Source organism: Borrelia venezuelensis, assembly GCF_023035835.1.
GTDB lineage: Bacteria > Spirochaetota > Spirochaetia > Borreliales > Borreliaceae > Borrelia > Borrelia turicatae.
On record NZ_CP073220.1, the window covers coordinates 822,463 to 840,692 of the forward strand.

The following is an 18,230-nucleotide window of genomic DNA, read 5'->3' on the forward strand; positions in this document are numbered from 1 at the left end:
CTATTCCTCCAGAATTAATTCCCCATGTAATTTATTAATTTTTTTAGCTGCCTTAATTACTTTTATTAATTCTTCATTGCTAAGCATATTTGAATTTTTTGATATAAATTCATTTACTTTCATCTTTTGTATTTCTATTTTTATTTTTTCATTGCTTCTGTTACTAAATAAGTTTTCCCCGTTTCTTTCAATTAAAAATATAAGGGGTCCTATTTCTGCATTTGTACTTGCTATAATGATTTTGTTTTGTTCACTTATTAGAACTTTAGGCATAGTTTTTATTTCTATTTCTTCAATTTCGCCTAGCAATCCAATTTCGTTGATCTCAATTTCTATGATATTTCCTGATTTTATATTATTTTTTATGTTTTTACTTGTTAGTTTTTTACTTATTGAATCTGCTAAGATATAATCCTCTTTTTTAAGAATTATATTGTAATTTGTATAGTTTTTATTCTCATGTATTGTTGCTCCGTTTAGTATATATCCTGTACCTTTTGATTTTTCGTTAGTTATTATTGGACCTGAGGCTGTTGCTAGTACTTTTCCTTCTTTATCTTTCAGTTCTGTTCTTAAAAGTATACCATTTGTTAAGTCTTTTGAATCTAGCATTGATGCTATGTAAACATTGTGATTTACACCTTTAATTATGTTTCCATTTATTTTGACTGTTGTGCTTACTAATGCGATGTTTTTGCTTCCTATGTTTGTTAGATCTATTTCATTTATACCAATTTTATTTAACGCCTTATTTAAAATGTCTTTTCTCTTTAGAGAATCTCCTTTATCAGCAAGGCCTGCTACTATTCCAATTCCTGTTAACGTATATGAACCTGTAGATTTAATTTCAGCGATATTTTTTAATTTTATTTGCTCACTTATTTGATTTATAGTGCTATTTTCATTAGCAAAATTTTTTAAAGGTTGATTTTCTTGTGCGAATGAGCTTAGGACTATTTTTAAGTTTAAGATGGCTAGCATTATCAATAGTTTCATGATTTTGTTCCTTTTGTATGGCAATATAGTTTACCTTTATTTTAATATTATTGCAATTGCTTTTAGTTTATTCATTTTTTCTTTGGTTTACTTGACAATTTAAAGCTTAATTATAAAATAAAGAGAAAATTTCCTATAATTTTTTTGTCATTATAATCGATTAGTAAAGCTAATAACAGAATTGGGAATTTATATGTTTGAATATGGTATTATTGTTGTTTTTGTATTTTATTTAGCCTAAGCTCTTCATTTTTTATTATATCTTGTAATACCATATAGTTACTTTGGTTTAATTCGTTTAGGCTTAGCGTTTCGTTGTTTTTAGTTGTGTTTACTTGATATTTAAAATAAACATTATATTCATTTAAGCTTTGGCCCGTCTTTAAATCTGTTTTTGCAAATACGATTGGTTCTATTATGTCAATATACATATTTACTTTATTATGTTTCTTATAGTCTTCAAATTTTTTTGTATAATAAACCAAAGTTTTTTGTATTGGTATATTTTTATATGATATACTTTTTATTGCCTTAAATTTTATATCGGTGGAAAATTTATCTTCTATATTGATCTCTGATTCATCAAAACTGAATTGTAATATGTAAATATTTTTGCTTGCTAGATTCTTTGTGATATGGCTAATCATTTCAAATATTATTTGCTTTTGCTTAAGATGTGGGCTTATGTAAATTTGTGATAAGTTATTATCATTGCACATTTTTGAGTATTCTTTTGAGAAAAAATATGTTTTACTAGGAGATATTGTAAAACAGGTATCATAAGGCATTATTTGTGATAAATTTATTGTAAATAGATAGAATATAAATTTATTTTTGAGTGTTTTCACTACTTTTTTAAGTTGTTTGCAATTCCTAGCATATTGTCTGAGGTTTGAATTGCTTTTGAGTTTATCTCATAAGCTCTTTGCGCAACGATCATTGTTACCATTTCTTCTGCAATTAATACGTTTGACATTTCAAGGGTGCCTTGTCTTAGCCTACCCATTCCACTACTTCCTGGTGTTTCTGATATTTCTTCTCCAGAACCAATGGTTTCTTTAAATATATTGTTTCCAATTGCATTGAGACCTGCTGGGTTTACAAATCTTGCAATTTCCATTTGACCAAGTTCAATTGGATCATGGCTTCCATCAACTTTGACAGATATTATTCCTTCTTGAGATATTATAATAGAATCTTTTATATATTCTTCAGGAAAGGATATTTCAGGCAATAATTTGTATCCTTGACTTGTTACAAGAGCTCCGTTTGCGTCGATTTTGAATGAACCATCTCTGGTGTATCCGTAAGTGCCGTCTGGTAAGAGAATCTTGTAAAATCCATCACCTTCAATTGCAACATCAGTTTTCAAATTAGTGGCTTGCAGATTGCCTTGTTCAAAGATTCTGTGTGTTGCTGATACTTTTGTTCCGTGTCCAACTTGATTGCCAAGGGGACTTACTGTATCCTCAGTTGCAGGAGTACCTGCTCTTTTTTGTGTTTGATATATTAGATCTTCAAATTCGGCTCTTATTTTTTTAAATCCCGTAGTGTTTACATTTGAAAGATTATTGGCAATTGTATCCACGTTATATTGTTGTGCTTTCATTCCGCTGGCTGCTGTCCAGAGTGCTCTCATCATAAGCTAATCCCCTTAAAATTTTCCAATTTCGTTAATTAATTTACCAAGAAGTGAATCCTCGGTTTGTATTGTTTTTTGATTTGCTTCATAGGCCCTGTTAACTGTAATCATTGATACCATTTCATTAATGGCATTTACATTTGAGCCTTCTAAAGTAGCAGTTTCAATTTTAGGTCTTGAATTTATTTCGATATTTCTAGCTTGTCCAGATATTTCTGTACTATTCCAGAGTGAACTTCCTTGTTTTTGTAGAAATCTTGTTTTTTCAAAATTTACAATCTTTAAGTTGTCAAGGAGTTCATAGTTTTCCCATGAATTTTCATATTCACTTACAAGTTTTTTGGGATTTCTTTCAACTGTTGAATTATGAAATATTTGTCCTTGAGCTGTTATTTTAAAGTTATTATCTTTTAGATATATGTATCCCTTCTCTCCAATTACAGGATATCCATCTTTTGTCACAAGTATGCCTTCTGGTCCGAGTATGAAAGAACCGTTTCTTGTATATCTCTCTCCTTCTGGTGTTTGAACAACAAAAAAGCCCTCATCAGTTAATGCTAAGTCAAGAGGATTCCCAGTTATTTTTAGTGGTCCTTGTTCAAAAGAAGTATAGATTTCATTTTCTTCAACTCCTGTACCAAGCTTGCCAATAACAGGTGCTGTCTCCAGGTATCCTTTGGGAAATTTGTAAAGACCATCATCATTAATTCGCCTAATTAACATTTCGGGAAATGCCTTTTGGACAGATAAATCTTTTTTGTATCCCGTAAGGTCGATATTTGCTAAATTATTCGCAATAACATCTAATCTGTGTCTTTGTGCCATCATTCCGCTGGCAGCAGTATAAATACCTCTTACCACATAAAACCTCATTATTTATCATCGATATATACTATATTTTATCACTAAAATTAGTATATATCAATTTTGATTTCTTTATTGTTTTGTGTGTTTTGATTTTCTAAGATTGAACTATCAATTTGTATTGAGTAATTTAAATTATGTAAGTAAATTATTCCTTTTGCAAAAAGTATGAAATAAATGTATAATCTTTCTTTGTCATGATCTATTTAAATTGTTGGCTCAGATGTTAATTTTAGGAGTTTATATGGATAAGAATGTATTGAGAATTATTCTTTTATTTTATTTTTCGTTTTTTGCATTTGCAGAGTCTGAAAAAACAGACAATAAAAAAGACGGTAGTGAGGTTTTAGGATATTGGGTTGGATATGATGGTACTACGAATGTTAAAAATTCTGTAATTTATGTTTATAAGTATAATGATAAAGTCTATGGTAGAATTTTAAATGTAATAAAAGATGGGAAGGTGCATGATATTAATGATCCTTCTGGTTATAGGGTTGTAGGTTTTGAACATTTAAGTACCGAAGGTCTTGATTTTATGTGGGGGCTTAAATATATTAAGTCTTCTGGCAAGTGGGATAAGGGTAAGATTATTGATCCTAAGAATGGTAAAATTTATACTTCTGAAATGAGGGTAGATCCAAAAACGGGTAATCTTATTACCAAGGGTAAGGTATGGATTTTTGGTAGAAGTAAGATTTGGACAAGAGCTAATGAAGATGAGATTCCAAAATTAGATGTAGAAGGCATAGTGCCAAATCCCCCTGTAGCGGAAAAATAAAAGAATAGATATTTAATTTTTTGTGGGAAATCTTAATGAAAGATAAAACGGAATATTATGATAAGTTTATTATGAAAGTACCTAACTTTCCAAAGGAAGGTATACTTTTTTATGATATTACTAATGTTTTACTCAAAGCAGAAGCATATAAATCTTTAATTGAAGATGCACATGCTTTTTATTTATCAAGCAACATCGATTACATTGCTGCTATTGAATCAAGAGGTTATCTTATTGGTGCGCCTTTGGCTTTAAAAATGGGATTGCCTCTTTTGTTAATTCGAAAAGAAGGTAAACTTCCAAGGCAAGTTTTAAGAGAGGAATATAATCTTGAATATGGATTTAGCAGTATTGAAATACATAAAGATGATGTTAAACAACATTCAAATATTTTGTTAGTTGATGATATTTTAGCTACCGGAGGCACTTTGAAAGCAGCTGCTATGTTGCTTAAAAAGTCGGGTGGGGTGGTATCTGATATCTTTTGTTTTATTGAACTTGTGAGTATGAATGGTAAAGATGCTTTACGGGAATATAGTTTGAATTCTCTTGTTAAGTATTTTTGATAGTTATTTAATAAATAATTTGTGTTATTAATTGAGTGAGATTAAATAAGTTAATTGAGCTTAAATAATTGACTTTAAATTTCATTAAATTTATAATACTTAGCTGAACATTGAGAGGTGATTGTGATGTATGCGTTGTTGGAAATAAAGGGTAAGCAGTACAAGGCTATTATGGGAGAGATGTTAAAGATAGATAAAATCAGAGCTAGTGAAGGTGATAAAATAGAATTTAGCAGTGTAATGCTTGTAAATAAGGATGGAGATGTAAAGATAGGAAAACCTTATGTTTTAGGTTCTTGTGTAAAATGTACTTATATAGAAAATAAAAAAGATAAAAAAGTTATCTCTTACAGATATAGAAGAAGAAAGTCAAGTGAGCGAAAGGTCGGCCATCGTCAATCCTATTCTTATGTTTTGGTTGATGATATAGTTGTTAGTTAGTGATTAATGTTTTAATAAAGACCCGTAATGATATAATTATTTATATTTTAGCCAATGGACATGCTAAAGGGAATAATCATATTAATATAGTTTGTTCTTCCTTTTCTTTTATTTTAAGGACTTTTTTAAGTGTTCTTGATTGTGAGAAAGAAGATTTTACTGTGGACAATTCTTTAAGAGGTTGTTTAGAATTTGAGGCTTTTTTTGAAGATTTGGATAGACAGAATCTTTTTTATTATAGTAAATTTTTAATACAAGGTGTAAAGGATTTGTGCTTTGAATATCCTTGTGATATTAAATTGATTTTGGAGGAAACTAGTGGCAACAAGTAAAAGTGGTGGTAGTTCTAAGAATGGAAGAGATTCTATATCTAAGAGGCTTGGTGTTAAGAGAAGTGGTGGGCAATTTGTGAGATCTGGAGAAATAATTGTACGTCAAAGAGGTACAAAATTTCATAAAGGCAAAAATTCTGGACTTGGCAGAGATCATACAATATTTGCATTAAAGGATGGTATAGTAGAGTTTAAAACTTCTAAGGGCCGAAAATATATAAATATTATTTAATATTGTTATAGTTGAGGTTGATTTGCATACATTTAAGGATTCTTTAAACATAACTGTGTCTTCAGGTAGTGGGGGTGCAGGATGTGTTTCTTTTTTGCGTGAAAGATTTAAAGCCAAAGGAGGTCCTGATGGTGGTGATGGAGGTCGGGGTGGAAATGTAGTCTTTAAGGTTAAGCCAGATCTTAAAACCTTATCTTTTTATAAAAATGGTCAAAAGCTTGCTGCTAATAATGGTAGGCCTGGGATGGGTTCTAGGAAAAGTGGGGCTTCTGGTGAAGATTTAGTTATTTTTGTTCCCCCCAATACCCGTGTTTATGATGTTTTTACTGATTCTATGTTGTTTGAGCTTCAGAACTTTGATGATGAAGTTATTGCTTTAAAGGGTGGAAGAGGTGGTCTTGGAAATGTAAATTTTAAAAGTTCTACAAAACGGACACCAAGGTTTGCTCAACCTGGAGAATCTGGTACTACTTTGGATTTACGTCTTGAATTAGTATTGATAGCTGATATTGGACTTGTTGGGCTGCCTAATGCAGGTAAATCTTCTCTTATTTCTACGATAACTGCTTCAAGGTCAAAGGTTGGAAATTATCCTTTTACTACTAAATTTCCGCATCTTGGTGTTTTGCAGTCTTCTTATGATGATTTGGTAATTGCTGATGTGCCTGGGATAATTGAGGGTGCAAGTCGAGGGATGGGGCTTGGTTTTGAATTTTTAAGACATATTTCAAAGACCAAAATTTTGGTCTTTTTGATTGATGTTGCCAGTAATGACTTTATGAGTACTTATAGCATCCTTGTTAATGAGCTTAGTGTGTATGATGTTGGCCTTTCAAGTAAGAAGAGAATAATTGTTGCTAATAAACTTGATTTAGAAGGTGCTATTGAAAATTTTAATCAGTTAAAAAGAGCTTTGGATGGCGAAAAAGTTTTAGGAATTTCTATTTATGATAATAGGGGAATAGATGAGCTTGTTAATGAACTTTTTGCTTTATCGAGGATTTAAAGTCATTGTTTTTTTAGAAGTTCAAAATTAATATTGTTCAGACATTAATTAATGTAGTAAATTAAATGTATAACATGGGAGATTTATGCGAATAGCAATATTGGGTGGTACTTATAATCCTGTTCATGTTGGGCATATGTTTTTAGCAAAGGAGATAGAGCATTTTTTAAATGTTGATAAAATACTATTCATTCCTACTCATAAACCTGTTCATAAGTGTGTTGAAAATATTAGTGTTAAAGATAGAATTGCGATGCTTAAGTTGGCTGTACAACATGAAAATAATATGTTTATCGATGAATGCGATATTATAAATGGCGGAATAACTTATACTGTTGATACTATTGCTTGTATTAGGAATAAATATGTTCATGATGATATTTATTTAGTAATTGGAGATGATCTTTTTGAGAGTTTTGATTCATGGAAAAATCCAGAAAAAATAATCGACTCTGTTAATCTTGTGGTGGTTCACAGAATTTACAGTGAAAGATTAGTTAGTCGGTTTAAACATACCTATATTGATAATAGAATATTTTCTATTTCTTCTTCAGAAATTAGAAGTAGAATTGAGCAAGGATTACCCGTTGATTATTTGCTTCCCTTTGATGTTTTGCAATATATTAAGAGTAATAATTTATATGTTAAAGGTACATAATTGAGAAAAGAATTATTTTTTTTAGTTTTAATTATTTTAATAGTTCTTGGTATTGTGATTTTTTTTGTTGATAGTTCTAAAAGAGAGCAAATCTATTTTGAATTGAATACTAAGAGTAATATTAGTTTTTTATTTCTTATAGAAGATGATAATGACAATCTTTTAAGTATGCAAGAGATTTTTATTAATATAAAAACAGGAAATGTTGGATTTTTAGATATTCCTGTTTATACAGGTTATGAGGATTTAAAGGGAAATGTGTCTTGGTTTGAAGATTTATATAAAAAGAATAGCTTTAATGAATTTTTGTCTAAAGTATCTAGACAGTTGAATCATGAACCCGATTATTATATTTGTTTTAAAAAGAGTAATTTTGTGAAATTTGTTGACTATATTGGTGGAGTTCGTCTTCTTGTTAAAAATCCTGTTAAAATATACAGTTTAGTACGTCCTATATTAATACCTTCTGGTAATTCTGTTTTTGATGGGGATAAATCTTATGATTATTTAAGTTATTTCAGAGATATTTCTTCTTACGATGAAAGATTTGAGTTTTTTAAGGAATTTTTTAAGAAAATCTTGACACAATTTTCTGATTTTAAAGAAGAGTATGATTATTTTTCTAAAATGTATTTCATGTTAGATACGGATCTTTCTGAAACTGTGTTTAAATATATTCTTGCTAATTATAAAATAAATAATGAGAAATTTATTTTTATCAATATTAAAGGGCAAGAGGAAACATTTAAGGATAATAATGATAATTTAATAAAAGTTGTTTTTCCTTATTATGGGGGAGCGGTTCTTAAGGAATCGATAGAAAATTTAAATAGAGATTTAATGGGTGAAACTAGAAATGAAGAGGTGATTAAAGTTATTGTTTTAAATGGCACTAAGACTGCTGGACTTGCAAGGAATGCGGCAGATATTTTTAAATCTTTAAAATTTAAGGTTGTAAGGTTTGGTAATGCAGATAGGCATAATTATTCTCATACTTTGATAATAAATAATTCAGATAATTTAGAGATCGCCATTAAGGTTGGGGATGTAATTGGAGCAAGAAACATTAAACCAATTTCTGAGTTTCGTGTAGATACTTTAGGACTTGATGTGCCTGATATGAGTCCTGATGTAATAATCATTTTGGGAGATGATTTTGATGGAAGATATGTTAAAAATAGATGATGTTAAGAAATTATGTAAGATTATATCTGATTTTGGCGGAATTGATGTTTTAGGTATTAATGTTGGTTCTGTTTGTAATTGGGCTGATTTTTTTATTATTGTTTCATGTTCATCATTTAAGCAAATGGAAGCTTTGTATGCCGAAAGATTAATAACATTTTTTAAGGAAAAGGATTTTAATTATTGTATTCAGGGTAAAGGTTTTGTTCATGATTGGACAATTATTTCATGTGAAGGGTTAGTTGTACATTTAATGAGTGAAAAGGCCAGAGAATATTATGAACTTGAAAAGATATGGGATCAGGGAAAAATTATTTATCCTTGAGAGTTATTTAATTAAAAAAAATAAAAATATCGCAAGAATTATTTACAAAAAATTAAAAATATTCTAGATTTAAAACATGTATTTTAGGGAGGCCTAGGAGTGAATATTACAGACGTAAGAATTAGGAGAGTTGATAATAAAAATCCCGGTTCGAAGCTATTGGCATATGTGACAGTTACTTTTGATGATTGTTTAGTTTTGCATAATATCAGGGTTATTAGGGGGCAAAAAGGTGTTTTTATTGTTATGCCTAATAGAAGAACTAAGGTCGGAGAGTATAAAGACATTGTACATCCTATTAATCAAAATTTTAGAGAGATTTTGCAAAGTGCTATTTTTAAAGAATATGTGAAGGAAAATCCTTCAAGTCTTGAACTTGAATTAGGCTAATAAATATTATTGACAAAGTGTATTGTATTTTGTATCCTTTTGACTTATGGATAATTAAGTATTTGGGACGTGGACAAGTGGTAAGTCACCTGGTTTTGGTCCAGGCATTCGAGGGTTCGAATCCTTCCGTCCCAGTATTTTATATTAGGTTAGGAGTTGCATTGTGGATAGTAGTAGGATTTTAAAATATGAAAGTCGATTAAATTTTGGTTCTTTGTGTGCTCGTAGAATACGCGCAAAATCTGAGATACCAGCTGTTGTGTATGGAAAAGAAAGTGATGTCCTGCATATCAAAATTGCAAGTAATGAATTTAATAAGAGATTTGCAAAATTTACAGATAATACTGTTTTAATTTTAAGTGACGGAATAGTCGAGAGATGTGTTTTTATTAAGGATGTGAGCGAAAATATTACTAAGGGACTTATTTATCATGTTGATTTTTATGAGGTTGATAGGAATAGAGATATTGAAAGATATATTGCAATTAAATTTGTAGGTGCTTCTATTGGTGTTAAGGAAGGTGGTACTTTAAGTGTGCTTCGGACTAAAATTAAAGTTAAGGCATTGCCTTTAGATTTGCCAGAATTTGTTGAAGTAGATTTAACGCCTGTTAAGAAGGGACATCAAATAACTTTGAAGGATATTGTACTTCCTGAGAATGTGAAACTTGCTGAAGAGGATGAAAATTTGTCTATTTTGCTTGTAAAATAAAAAAATATGGATTTGTTAATAGTTGGCCTGGGTAATCCCGGGTCTAATTTTTTTCATACTAGACATAATGTTGGTTTTGGGCTTATAGATAAATTGGTTGTAAAGCATGGTCTCTCTTTGAAAAAGGTAAAAAGTTATGAATACTCTGATTTTAATTTTGAGAATAAACGGATAGTTTTAATTAAACCTTTAACTTATATGAATTTGAGTGGTAATATTTTTCCTTCTGTTTTTGCTAGATTTTATATGAAAATAACTAATCTGTTGATTGTAGTTGATAATGTTGATTTACCTTTGGGAAAGTGTAAACTTAGAAAGGTAGGGGGTACTTCTACGCATAATGGACTTCGTTCTATTTCTGGGAGCCTTGGAAGTACTAAATATAGTAGACTTTATATTGGAGTTGGAAATAATAATGAATCTAGTCTTAGAGATTTTGTTCTTGCAAAGTTTAGCGATAGTGAGCTTAAGCGTATTAAAAATGTATTTAATTTTTTAAGTGAAGAGATATTAAGTATTGATGAGTGTAGTTTTGAGAATAAAATTGCGACTATTAATTCTAGTAGTTTTTGATGTTTTGGAATAATATTTTAACAAAAATAGAAAGTTTTTACTTTAAAAATTCTTTAACCAAAGAAAAAGTAATCGTTGCTTTTTCTGGGGGGGCAGATTCTACTACCTTGTTATTGAGTTTAAAGGAATATTTAAATAATAATATTGTTGCACTTTATTTTGCGCATTATATAAGATCAGATTTCGAGCAAAATCTGGAAATAGAACATATAAAAAAGTTTTGTAATTTTTATAGTATTACTTTTCAAATAAAGAGGTGTAGTGTTGATATAAAGAGAAAGTCTAGGCAGCTTGGTATGTCAGTTGAGGAGTTGGCTAGAAAATATCGCTATGATGCTTTGTTAGAATCTTTTATAGAAAATGGGGCAAGTTATATTGCTCTTGCTCATAATCAAAATGATCAATTTGAAACTTTGGTAATGAGATTTTTTCAAGGCTCGTTTTTGGATGGATTGTCTGGTATTCCAGTTATCAATGGCAATATTATTAGACCTTTAATTGATGTATCAAGAGAGGATATTGAAAAATTTCTTTCTTTGAATAATATTGTTTATTCTGTTGATAGTACTAACCGTGAAGATTTGTATTTAAGAAATAGAATTAGAAATAATCTTATGCCAGTTATTAAGAAGATTTTTAAGGGATATGAAAGGGGTTTGAAAAGAATATCTGATTTTTCAGGTGAGCTTGTAGATTATTTTGATAAGGAAGATTATCTTCCTCCTAGTAAGGGTAATTATTATTATTCTTTTGATGCTATGACTTTTTTCAGGCTGCCAAAGTATTTGGTTTTTAGGAGTATTTTTAAGATTTTAAATTCAGAAGGCATTGTGTCAAATTTGTCATATGGCACTTTAGGTGAGATTTTTAGGGTAAATCTTGTTAATAAAAAAAGTAAAATATTACTTAAAACCAATGATTTTTTTTTGGAAAAACGTCAAGATAAGATTAACCTTATCTTTAGAAAATTTGAAGAGATGCATGAGCCTTTTGATTTTTTCTTAAGACTTAATGAATATCATAGTTTATCTTTAGGTAAGATTTTGTTAGAATATTTGGAGTGTGAAGATAATTCTATACTAACATTGAGATGTTGTTCTTATGAGTTTAGGCATAGATTTTTTAAAAGTAAGTTACAATCAAAGAAGTTCTTTTCTAAGTTTGTAAGATATAATCCACTTTATTTAATGTTGTTAGTGTTAGATGATAAGGTAATTGGCATTATTGATTTAAATACTTTAAACTTAATGTGGAGTGATAAGAGTATTCTTAAAAAAATTAATATATCTTTGTTCGGAGGATTTTTAAAGGAATGAATATTAACAATAATAATTTGAATAATAATGGTAAATCTAATAACAAAAAGAAAAAGAAGAATTGGATTTTGGTTCTTGTTATAGTCTTTTTAGTTTTAGCAATATTCATGTCTTATTTTATACGTGGCGGAGAAAATTATAAAAACGTGCCTTATAGTACATTTCAAACTTATTTAGATAGTGGTTTAATTGAATCAGCTATAATAATTGATAAAAGTCAAATTCAATTTATTGTCAAAAATTCAAATTTAGGAAAATCTTATTTCTCTACTAGTATTCCTTATTTTGATATCAATCTGCTTTCTGAGCTTAAAGCAAAGAGAGTTGAGGTAAGTTCTGGAAAGAGTCAGTCATCTTTAATTGGTGTTATTCTTCAAACTTTGCCATGGATATTATTTTTTATTTTCTTTTTCTTTATATTTCGTCAAACTCAGGGTGGTGGAGGCAAGGTTTTTTCATTTGGAAAGAGCAATGCTCAAAAGTATGAGGCAGGAAAGAATAAAGTTACCTTTAAAGATGTTGCTGGGCAAGAAGAAGCTAAGCAGGAACTTAGGGAAGTAGTTGAATTTCTTAAAAACCCTAAGAAATTTGAAAAGATAGGTGCAAGGATTCCAAAAGGTGTTCTTTTAGTAGGATCCCCTGGGACAGGAAAGACCTTGCTTGCCAAAGCAGTTGCAGGTGAAGCGGGTGTAAATTTTTTTCATATGTCAGGTTCTGATTTTGTTGAGATGTTTGTAGGGGTTGGAGCAAGTCGTGTTAGAGATTTGTTTGATAATGCAAGAAAAAATGCTCCTTGCATAATTTTTATTGATGAACTTGATGCTGTTGGAAGAAGTCGTGGAGCTGGCCTTGGTGGTGGTCATGATGAGAGAGAACAAACTCTTAATCAGTTATTAGTCGAGATGGATGGTTTTGGGACATATACTAATGTAATTGTGATGGCAGCAACAAATAGGCCTGACGTTCTTGATTCTGCTTTGCTTAGACCTGGGAGGTTTGACAGGCAAGTAACCGTGACGCTTCCTGATATTAAGGAGAGAGAAGCAATACTGAATATACATGCTCAAAAGACTAAACTTTCAAAAGAAATTGACTTGCATGTAATAGCAAGAGCTACTCCTGGTGTTAGTGGTGCTGATCTTGCAAATTTGATTAATGAGGGTGCTTTAATTGCTGCAAGGAATGATCAATCTGAGATTCTTATGCATGATTTGGAAGAAGCTAGGGATAAAATATTAATGGGTGTTGCTAAAAAGTCTATGACTATTACTGATAGACAGAAACTTGAAACAGCTTATCATGAAGCAGGACATGCATTGCTTCATTATTATCTTGAATATGCTGATCCTTTACATAAGGTTACTATTATTCCTAGAGGTAGAGCTCTTGGAGTTGCTTTTTCTCTTCCTAAGGAGGATAGGCTTTCAATAAATAAAAATCAGATTCTTGATAAGATTAAGATATGTTATGGTGGTTATGCTAGTGAGCAGATTAATTTGGGTTTTACTACAGCTGGTGTGCAAAATGATTTGATGCAAGCTACTAATTTGGCAAAAAAAATGGTTACAGAATGGGGTATGGGGGAAGATGTAGGTCCAATATTTTTAGTGGATGATGAAGCCCCAATTTTTCTTCCAAAAGAATTTTCTAAGTCAAGAGCATATTCTGAGCATACTGCTGATAGAGTAGACAGGGAAGTTAAGAGGATTCTTGAAGGATGTTTAAAAGAAGCTTCAGATATTTTGATGAACCATAAAGATCATTTAGTTAAGCTTGCAGAAGCTTTGGTTGCAAGAGAAACTTTGACAGATAATGAAGTAAGAGAGCTTTTAGGATTTGAAATTGTTGAGAATGAGCATGAAAAAAGTTTAAGAGAGTCTAAACTGGAGACAGTTAATGGGTAAATAAAATTTTGAAGGGGTCTTATGGTTATCTTGAAAATTATGTTTCTGTTTTTCTTTTTAGTAAGCTTGAATGATTTAAATGCTAGTTTAAATCATAGAGACAAAGATATATCAGACATTCTTTTTATTGAGGCTAAAGATTTTGATGGTACTCAAAGGGGGCTTGATATGCTTTATGGTTCTCTTGAGTTTAATTTAAGAAACTCAGATTCTCTTTATGAACTTTCATTGAGAAATGATATTTCTCTGTTGGATAAAATTTATTTGTTGAGATCAGCAATAGATATTAATAATTTTAAGTTTGTAAAGCCTAGAGATTTGTATTATCAATATTTTTCATTGATTCTACGTCAAAATGAGGATATTGATAAAAACAGGGAAATTATTACTATTTATGATAAGTTGTATGGGGATCTGCAAAGTGATAAAGACTTGATTTACATGAGGCTTGAAGCTTCCAGTAAACTTGGGGATTTTAAGGGAAGTTTTAGTAAAGTGTTAGCCGACTCTTTTGCTATGTATAGTGATGATTTGAGGTTTTTTAAATGGTTTTTAAAAGAAGATAAATTTTTTCCAAGTCTTTTTGGTAAACTTAAATTAAAAGAAGATTCTTTTTTTAGTAGTGATAATATTGATTTTATTTTTAGAAATACAACATTAAATGAGGTTAATTCTGTTGCTTTATTTACTTTTTTAAAAAATAAGAGCGAAAAATTAAACGGTCTTCAGAGTACGTATTTGCTTAAATATAGACTCTTGACACCTGATGAAGCTTATATGTTTTTTAAAAAAGCCCCTCCAAAAATGATAGGTGAATATAAAATGTTTTATGATCTCTTAAGAGATCCTAGTATACGAGATGAATTTTTAAGTCATTATAAGGATTTGACCGGTATGTATTTTGTAGATGACAAAAATAATGCCGCAGTATTTGAGAATGGAGTTTTGGTAAGTTTTTTTTCAAAAATAGTGGACTATTCTATGGATTTAAACTTAGGTGAAAAGTATTTTAATAAAGTTTATTTCAAAGATAAAGTCCCTGTTCGTTATGAAAATGCTTTGCTTGGTTATAAGGTTAATTATTCTGTTTATCCTTATGTCAATATGATTGAGATTGATTATTCAGATAAAAAACATGTATATACTTTTGCTTTAGATTCTTTTCGGTATGAAATTTTTGATAATTATTTTAATTACAACTTTGATTATGTAGGTATTAATGAATTCTTAATAGCTAATGTTCCAGAAATTTTTCTTCCCAGTATGTTAAGTTTAAATTCAAAACGAGTTTCTGTTTTAGATATTCAAAAAAATTTAATAGAGAAAAAAACTTTTAATAATTCTGATATTATTGAAGTGAAGAATTACTCTTCTGGGAATTTGGTTTCAATTTATAGAAAAATTAATGGGTCTGAGAAATTCAATTATATTGAAATTTATGATAAAGGAGTTTTGAAAGTTAAGAAAGTTATTTTAGATGATAGTTTTGATGTCTATCATAACATTAATTAGCTTTTGAGAGTTATTGATGCATAGAAAAATTTTTATTATTTTTATGTTAATTTTTTCATGCAACACAATAAAAGACATAGATGACAAACAAATTTATTATATACCATCTAAAAGCATAAATAAACATATTGAAGATAATAATTTTGAGATTGCTCTTTCAAGTTATTATAATCTAAGAAATAATGGTTTTGAAATGGATCAAGGTATTCTAGGCTTAAGAAATAAAGCTTTAACCGGGATTCAAAATGAATATATTAAATTTTGTAAGGAAGGAAATTATGATAAAGCACTCTTTAAGCTTGAAACTTTAAATTTGTTTGGTATGATGCTTGCTGAGAGTAGAGAACAATTAATTTTAAAGCATCTTGAGAGTGTAAAACGCAAGGACCCAATGCTTGCGAGTTTCTTTGCAAAATATTATTCATTGGATAATACTTTTGATTCTTTGCAAGATTTTGTTATTAATGAAAAATCTCCTCTGAGAAATGTTTTGCTTGATACGGCTGTTTTAACAGTTTGGGTGGATATGGGTACTAAAATTTTAAACGGTCATAGGTTGCCAAATATTGCCTTAGGCTCTGCTTTTGTTGTTGATAGTCTTAAAGGATATGCTTTGACCAATTATCATGTAATTAGTTCTCAAGTTGATAATAATTATAATGGGATTTCCAATCTTTATGTAAGACTTCCAAGAGGCAAGGGTGAAAAACTCCCCGCAACAGTCATTTCTTATTCAAAGGAAATGGATCTTGCTTTAATTAAGGTATCTTTTAAATTAAAGCATCAATTTAATTTGAATTATTCTTCGAATATTAATATTGGAGATAGAATTTATGCCATGGGTTCTCCTATGGGTTTTGAGAAAACTATTACATCAGGAATAATTTCTGGGCAGAATAGAAATTTATTATCTGTTGGCGATTCTTATCAAATTGATGCTGCCATTAATCAGGGAAATTCCGGTGGACCTGTGGTAAATGAAAGTGGTGAGTTAGTTGGACTTACATTTGCTGGAATTTTACATTCTCAAGGTCTTAATTTCGTTATACCTTCAAAATGGGTTTTAAAGGTTTTACCATTTATGTATGGAGGTGGAATTTTAAGAAATAAGTGGTTGGGATTTACTTTTTCTGAAAGTTTGAAAGATTTAGAGATATCATATGTAGCTCCTAATTCTCCTGCAGATATTGGGGGCTTAAGGAGTGGGGATTCTATTCTTAGTGTTGATTCTTTGAAATTTGATAGCTTAAGAGATCTTCAATATTATATTTTGCAAAAAAAATCTATGGTTAAATTTAAATATAGAAGAGATAATAAAGAGTATGAGAGTTATTTGTATCCACAAGACCGGCCGGACAATATTATTGAGAGTATTATAGAGGGTGATTCTTTTAAGAATTTGATGGGAGCTTTTTTGGGTTTGAATTTGAGTTTAGTTTCTGGAAGGGAATATAGAGTTGCTAAGGTCTTTGCAAATGGTCTTGGTGATGAACTTAATTTTAGGGATAATGATGAAATTTTTGTTTATGCTTCTAATTATATTAAGGATAAGAGAGTGTTTGTCTTATTGCTTTATGTTAAAAGACTGTTTTCAGGGTATTTAGGAGTTCCTTTACAACTTGTTATTCCTTTTGATTCTCTTGTATTTGTATAAAAAATCTTTAACGTGTTTGGAGTTTATTTTTATGAGCTTTTATTTTAATTTAGTTAGTGGAGATACTAAATCCAAACTAGATGATATTGTGTCTATTAGTCATTTTGATTTTAAAGCTAATTTAAATTTAATGCTTATAATTGGTCCTATGGGTAGTGGTAAGACAGAATATGCTGCTAAAATTTATAAAGATTCTCTTATTATCAAGAATAAATCTTCTAAAGTGTTAGATCCCATTACCAAGGGACGTAGAAACAGAGCCAATATATTTTTTATTAGAAATATTCTTGATAAGAAAAGGTTTAAAGATTATCCTAAAAATGTTATTCCTTATAGAGGCGGTGGAAGTGATAGAATTGATGGAGTTGATTTTGCAGGTGATTCTTTTGATGTAGGCCAATTAATAGATGATAATCCTGAATATGGAACTTTTATTATTGATGAAACTTGTTTTTACGATGAACGCTTGGTTTTTATTTTAAATAAAATCGCATTAGATTCAAATGTATTATTTATACTTCCTACTTTACTTTATAATTTTAGGAAAGAAATATTTAATAATACTGCTAAACTTTTAATAGAATATTCAGATAAGATTTGTCGTCTTGGTGCTTATTGTGAGCATGTTAATTGTATGGATGAATCTTTTTTAACATACAGATATTATTTTTACAAGGGAGAGGAAATAGCTGCACCTTATTTTGATCCTTTGTTAATTGTTGGTGGTGATGAGATTGTTGAGTCTGCTATTTATCCAAATTATGCTACAAGATGTTCTAGGCATCATTATCTTGTTGGTAGGGAGTATTTTTTTACCATTCTTAAACCTTTTGCATTGTTGTATACGCAAGGTGATAAAAAATTGTTTGAGAGAGAAATAATGGATTTGAGCAGTAATGTGAGGAATTCAAATTTTGAAAATTCTCTTTTGATTGAATCTAGAGGAAAATATGATATTGCAGTTTTAGAGAATTTGTTAGGATTGCCTTTTTTAGCAGAAAGAGCTTTAATTACACTGTCATTGGAATGTAATATTCTTAGTAAGGGAGCTCTTGAAGAGCTTATTGATAAATTTTCTCTTAGTAAGGACTATATTCAAAAAGTAATTGTTTCAAAAGAGTATCAGTGGATTTTTTAGAAA

21 protein-coding genes and 1 tRNA gene are annotated in these 18,230 nt (G+C 29.8%); 18 read left to right on the top strand and 4 right to left on the bottom strand.

Annotation, left to right across the window (positions count from 1 at the left end; translation table 11 throughout):
• The 4 genes from bvRMA01_RS03940 to flgF form a co-directional block, all read right to left on the bottom strand.
• Positions 1-996 carry a flagellar basal body P-ring protein FlgI gene (locus bvRMA01_RS03940; protein ID WP_247032298.1) on the bottom strand — a complete coding sequence of 332 codons (996 nt, stop codon included), beginning with the start codon at positions 994-996 and terminating at the stop codon, positions 1-3.
• Between the two features lie 209 nt (positions 997-1,205).
• A complete protein-coding gene (locus bvRMA01_RS03945; protein ID WP_349642998.1) occupies positions 1,206-1,844 on the bottom strand; it encodes a hypothetical protein in 639 nt (212 codons plus the stop codon).
• Positions 1,844-2,638 (bottom strand): flagellar basal-body rod protein FlgG, encoded by a 795-nt coding sequence (gene flgG, locus bvRMA01_RS03950; RefSeq protein WP_247032300.1) that lies wholly within the window; start codon positions 2,636-2,638, stop codon positions 1,844-1,846. Before flgG ends, bvRMA01_RS03945 begins: the two co-directional genes overlap by 1 nt.
• A 12-nt stretch (positions 2,639-2,650) precedes the next feature.
• Positions 2,651-3,499: a flagellar basal-body rod protein FlgF gene (gene flgF / locus bvRMA01_RS03955; protein WP_247032301.1), complete on the bottom strand. Its 849-nt coding sequence runs from the start codon at positions 3,497-3,499 to the stop codon at positions 2,651-2,653.
• 247 nt (positions 3,500-3,746) lie between these two features.
• On the opposite strand from flgF, the gene bvRMA01_RS03960 reads away from it, so the two are divergent.
• The 18 genes from bvRMA01_RS03960 (at position 3,747) to bvRMA01_RS04045 (ending at position 18,227) form a co-directional block, all read left to right on the top strand.
• Positions 3,747-4,283, top strand: coding sequence for a DUF2147 domain-containing protein (locus bvRMA01_RS03960; RefSeq protein WP_041178532.1), 537 nt, complete (start codon positions 3,747-3,749; stop codon positions 4,281-4,283).
• Positions 4,284-4,318: 35 nt separating this feature from the next.
• Positions 4,319-4,849, top strand: a complete 531-nt coding sequence (locus tag bvRMA01_RS03965) for an adenine phosphoribosyltransferase (protein ID WP_247032302.1) — start codon at positions 4,319-4,321, stop codon at positions 4,847-4,849.
• Positions 4,850-4,975: 126 nt separating this feature from the next.
• A complete protein-coding gene (gene rplU, locus bvRMA01_RS03970) occupies positions 4,976-5,290 on the top strand; it encodes a 50S ribosomal protein L21 (RefSeq protein WP_041178534.1) in 315 nt (104 codons plus the stop codon).
• Positions 5,290-5,622 (top strand): ribosomal-processing cysteine protease Prp, encoded by a 333-nt coding sequence (locus tag bvRMA01_RS03975; RefSeq protein ID WP_011772711.1) that lies wholly within the window; start codon positions 5,290-5,292, stop codon positions 5,620-5,622. Before rplU ends, bvRMA01_RS03975 begins: the two co-directional genes overlap by 1 nt.
• On the top strand, positions 5,609-5,854 hold the full coding sequence (rpmA, locus tag bvRMA01_RS03980; protein ID WP_025375759.1) for a 50S ribosomal protein L27: 246 nt from the start codon (positions 5,609-5,611) through the stop codon (positions 5,852-5,854). Before bvRMA01_RS03975 ends, rpmA begins: the two co-directional genes overlap by 14 nt.
• Positions 5,855-5,876: 22 nt before the next feature.
• Positions 5,877-6,860, top strand: a complete 984-nt coding sequence (gene obgE / locus bvRMA01_RS03985; RefSeq protein WP_247032304.1) for a GTPase ObgE — start codon at positions 5,877-5,879, stop codon at positions 6,858-6,860.
• Between the two features lie 85 nt (positions 6,861-6,945).
• Positions 6,946-7,518, top strand: a complete 573-nt coding sequence (gene nadD, locus bvRMA01_RS03990; protein ID WP_247032306.1) for a nicotinate (nicotinamide) nucleotide adenylyltransferase — start codon at positions 6,946-6,948, stop codon at positions 7,516-7,518.
• On the top strand, positions 7,519-8,703 hold the full coding sequence (locus tag bvRMA01_RS03995; RefSeq protein ID WP_011772715.1) for an LCP family protein: 1,185 nt from the start codon (positions 7,519-7,521) through the stop codon (positions 8,701-8,703).
• A complete protein-coding gene (rsfS, locus tag bvRMA01_RS04000; RefSeq protein ID WP_041178535.1) occupies positions 8,678-9,028 on the top strand; it encodes a ribosome silencing factor in 351 nt (116 codons plus the stop codon). Before bvRMA01_RS03995 ends, rsfS begins: the two co-directional genes overlap by 26 nt.
• 99 nt (positions 9,029-9,127) lie before the next feature.
• On the top strand, positions 9,128-9,418 hold the full coding sequence (gene spoVG, locus bvRMA01_RS04005) for a septation regulator SpoVG (protein ID WP_011772717.1): 291 nt from the start codon (positions 9,128-9,130) through the stop codon (positions 9,416-9,418).
• A gap of 63 nt (positions 9,419-9,481) precedes the next feature.
• Positions 9,482-9,553: transfer RNA gene (locus tag bvRMA01_RS04010), tRNA-Gln, on the top strand.
• Between the two features lie 28 nt (positions 9,554-9,581).
• Complete coding sequence (locus bvRMA01_RS04015) at positions 9,582-10,130, top strand: 50S ribosomal protein L25/general stress protein Ctc (protein ID WP_247032307.1); 549 nt, start codon at positions 9,582-9,584, stop codon at positions 10,128-10,130.
• Positions 10,131-10,136: 6 nt separating this feature from the next.
• Complete coding sequence (gene pth, locus bvRMA01_RS04020) at positions 10,137-10,703, top strand: aminoacyl-tRNA hydrolase (RefSeq protein WP_247032308.1); 567 nt, start codon at positions 10,137-10,139, stop codon at positions 10,701-10,703.
• Positions 10,703-12,019, top strand: a complete 1,317-nt coding sequence (tilS, locus tag bvRMA01_RS04025; RefSeq protein WP_247032309.1) for a tRNA lysidine(34) synthetase TilS — start codon at positions 10,703-10,705, stop codon at positions 12,017-12,019. The genes pth and tilS overlap by 1 nt, the downstream gene beginning before the upstream one ends.
• The gene (gene ftsH, locus bvRMA01_RS04030) at positions 12,016-13,923 is read left to right on the top strand and encodes an ATP-dependent zinc metalloprotease FtsH (protein WP_247032310.1); all 1,908 of its coding nucleotides are present in this window, start codon (positions 12,016-12,018) and stop codon (positions 13,921-13,923) included. The genes tilS and ftsH overlap by 4 nt, the downstream gene beginning before the upstream one ends.
• Positions 13,924-13,944: 21 nt before the next feature.
• Positions 13,945-15,435 (top strand): hypothetical protein, encoded by a 1,491-nt coding sequence (locus bvRMA01_RS04035; RefSeq protein ID WP_247032311.1) that lies wholly within the window; start codon positions 13,945-13,947, stop codon positions 15,433-15,435.
• A gap of 16 nt (positions 15,436-15,451) precedes the next feature.
• The gene (locus bvRMA01_RS04040) at positions 15,452-17,089 is read left to right on the top strand and encodes a S1C family serine protease (RefSeq protein ID WP_247032312.1); all 1,638 of its coding nucleotides are present in this window, start codon (positions 15,452-15,454) and stop codon (positions 17,087-17,089) included.
• 31 nt (positions 17,090-17,120) lie between these two features.
• Positions 17,121-18,227 carry a thymidine kinase gene (locus bvRMA01_RS04045; protein ID WP_247032313.1) on the top strand — a complete coding sequence of 369 codons (1,107 nt, stop codon included), beginning with the start codon at positions 17,121-17,123 and terminating at the stop codon, positions 18,225-18,227.
• Positions 18,228-18,230: the final 3 nt, after the last annotated feature.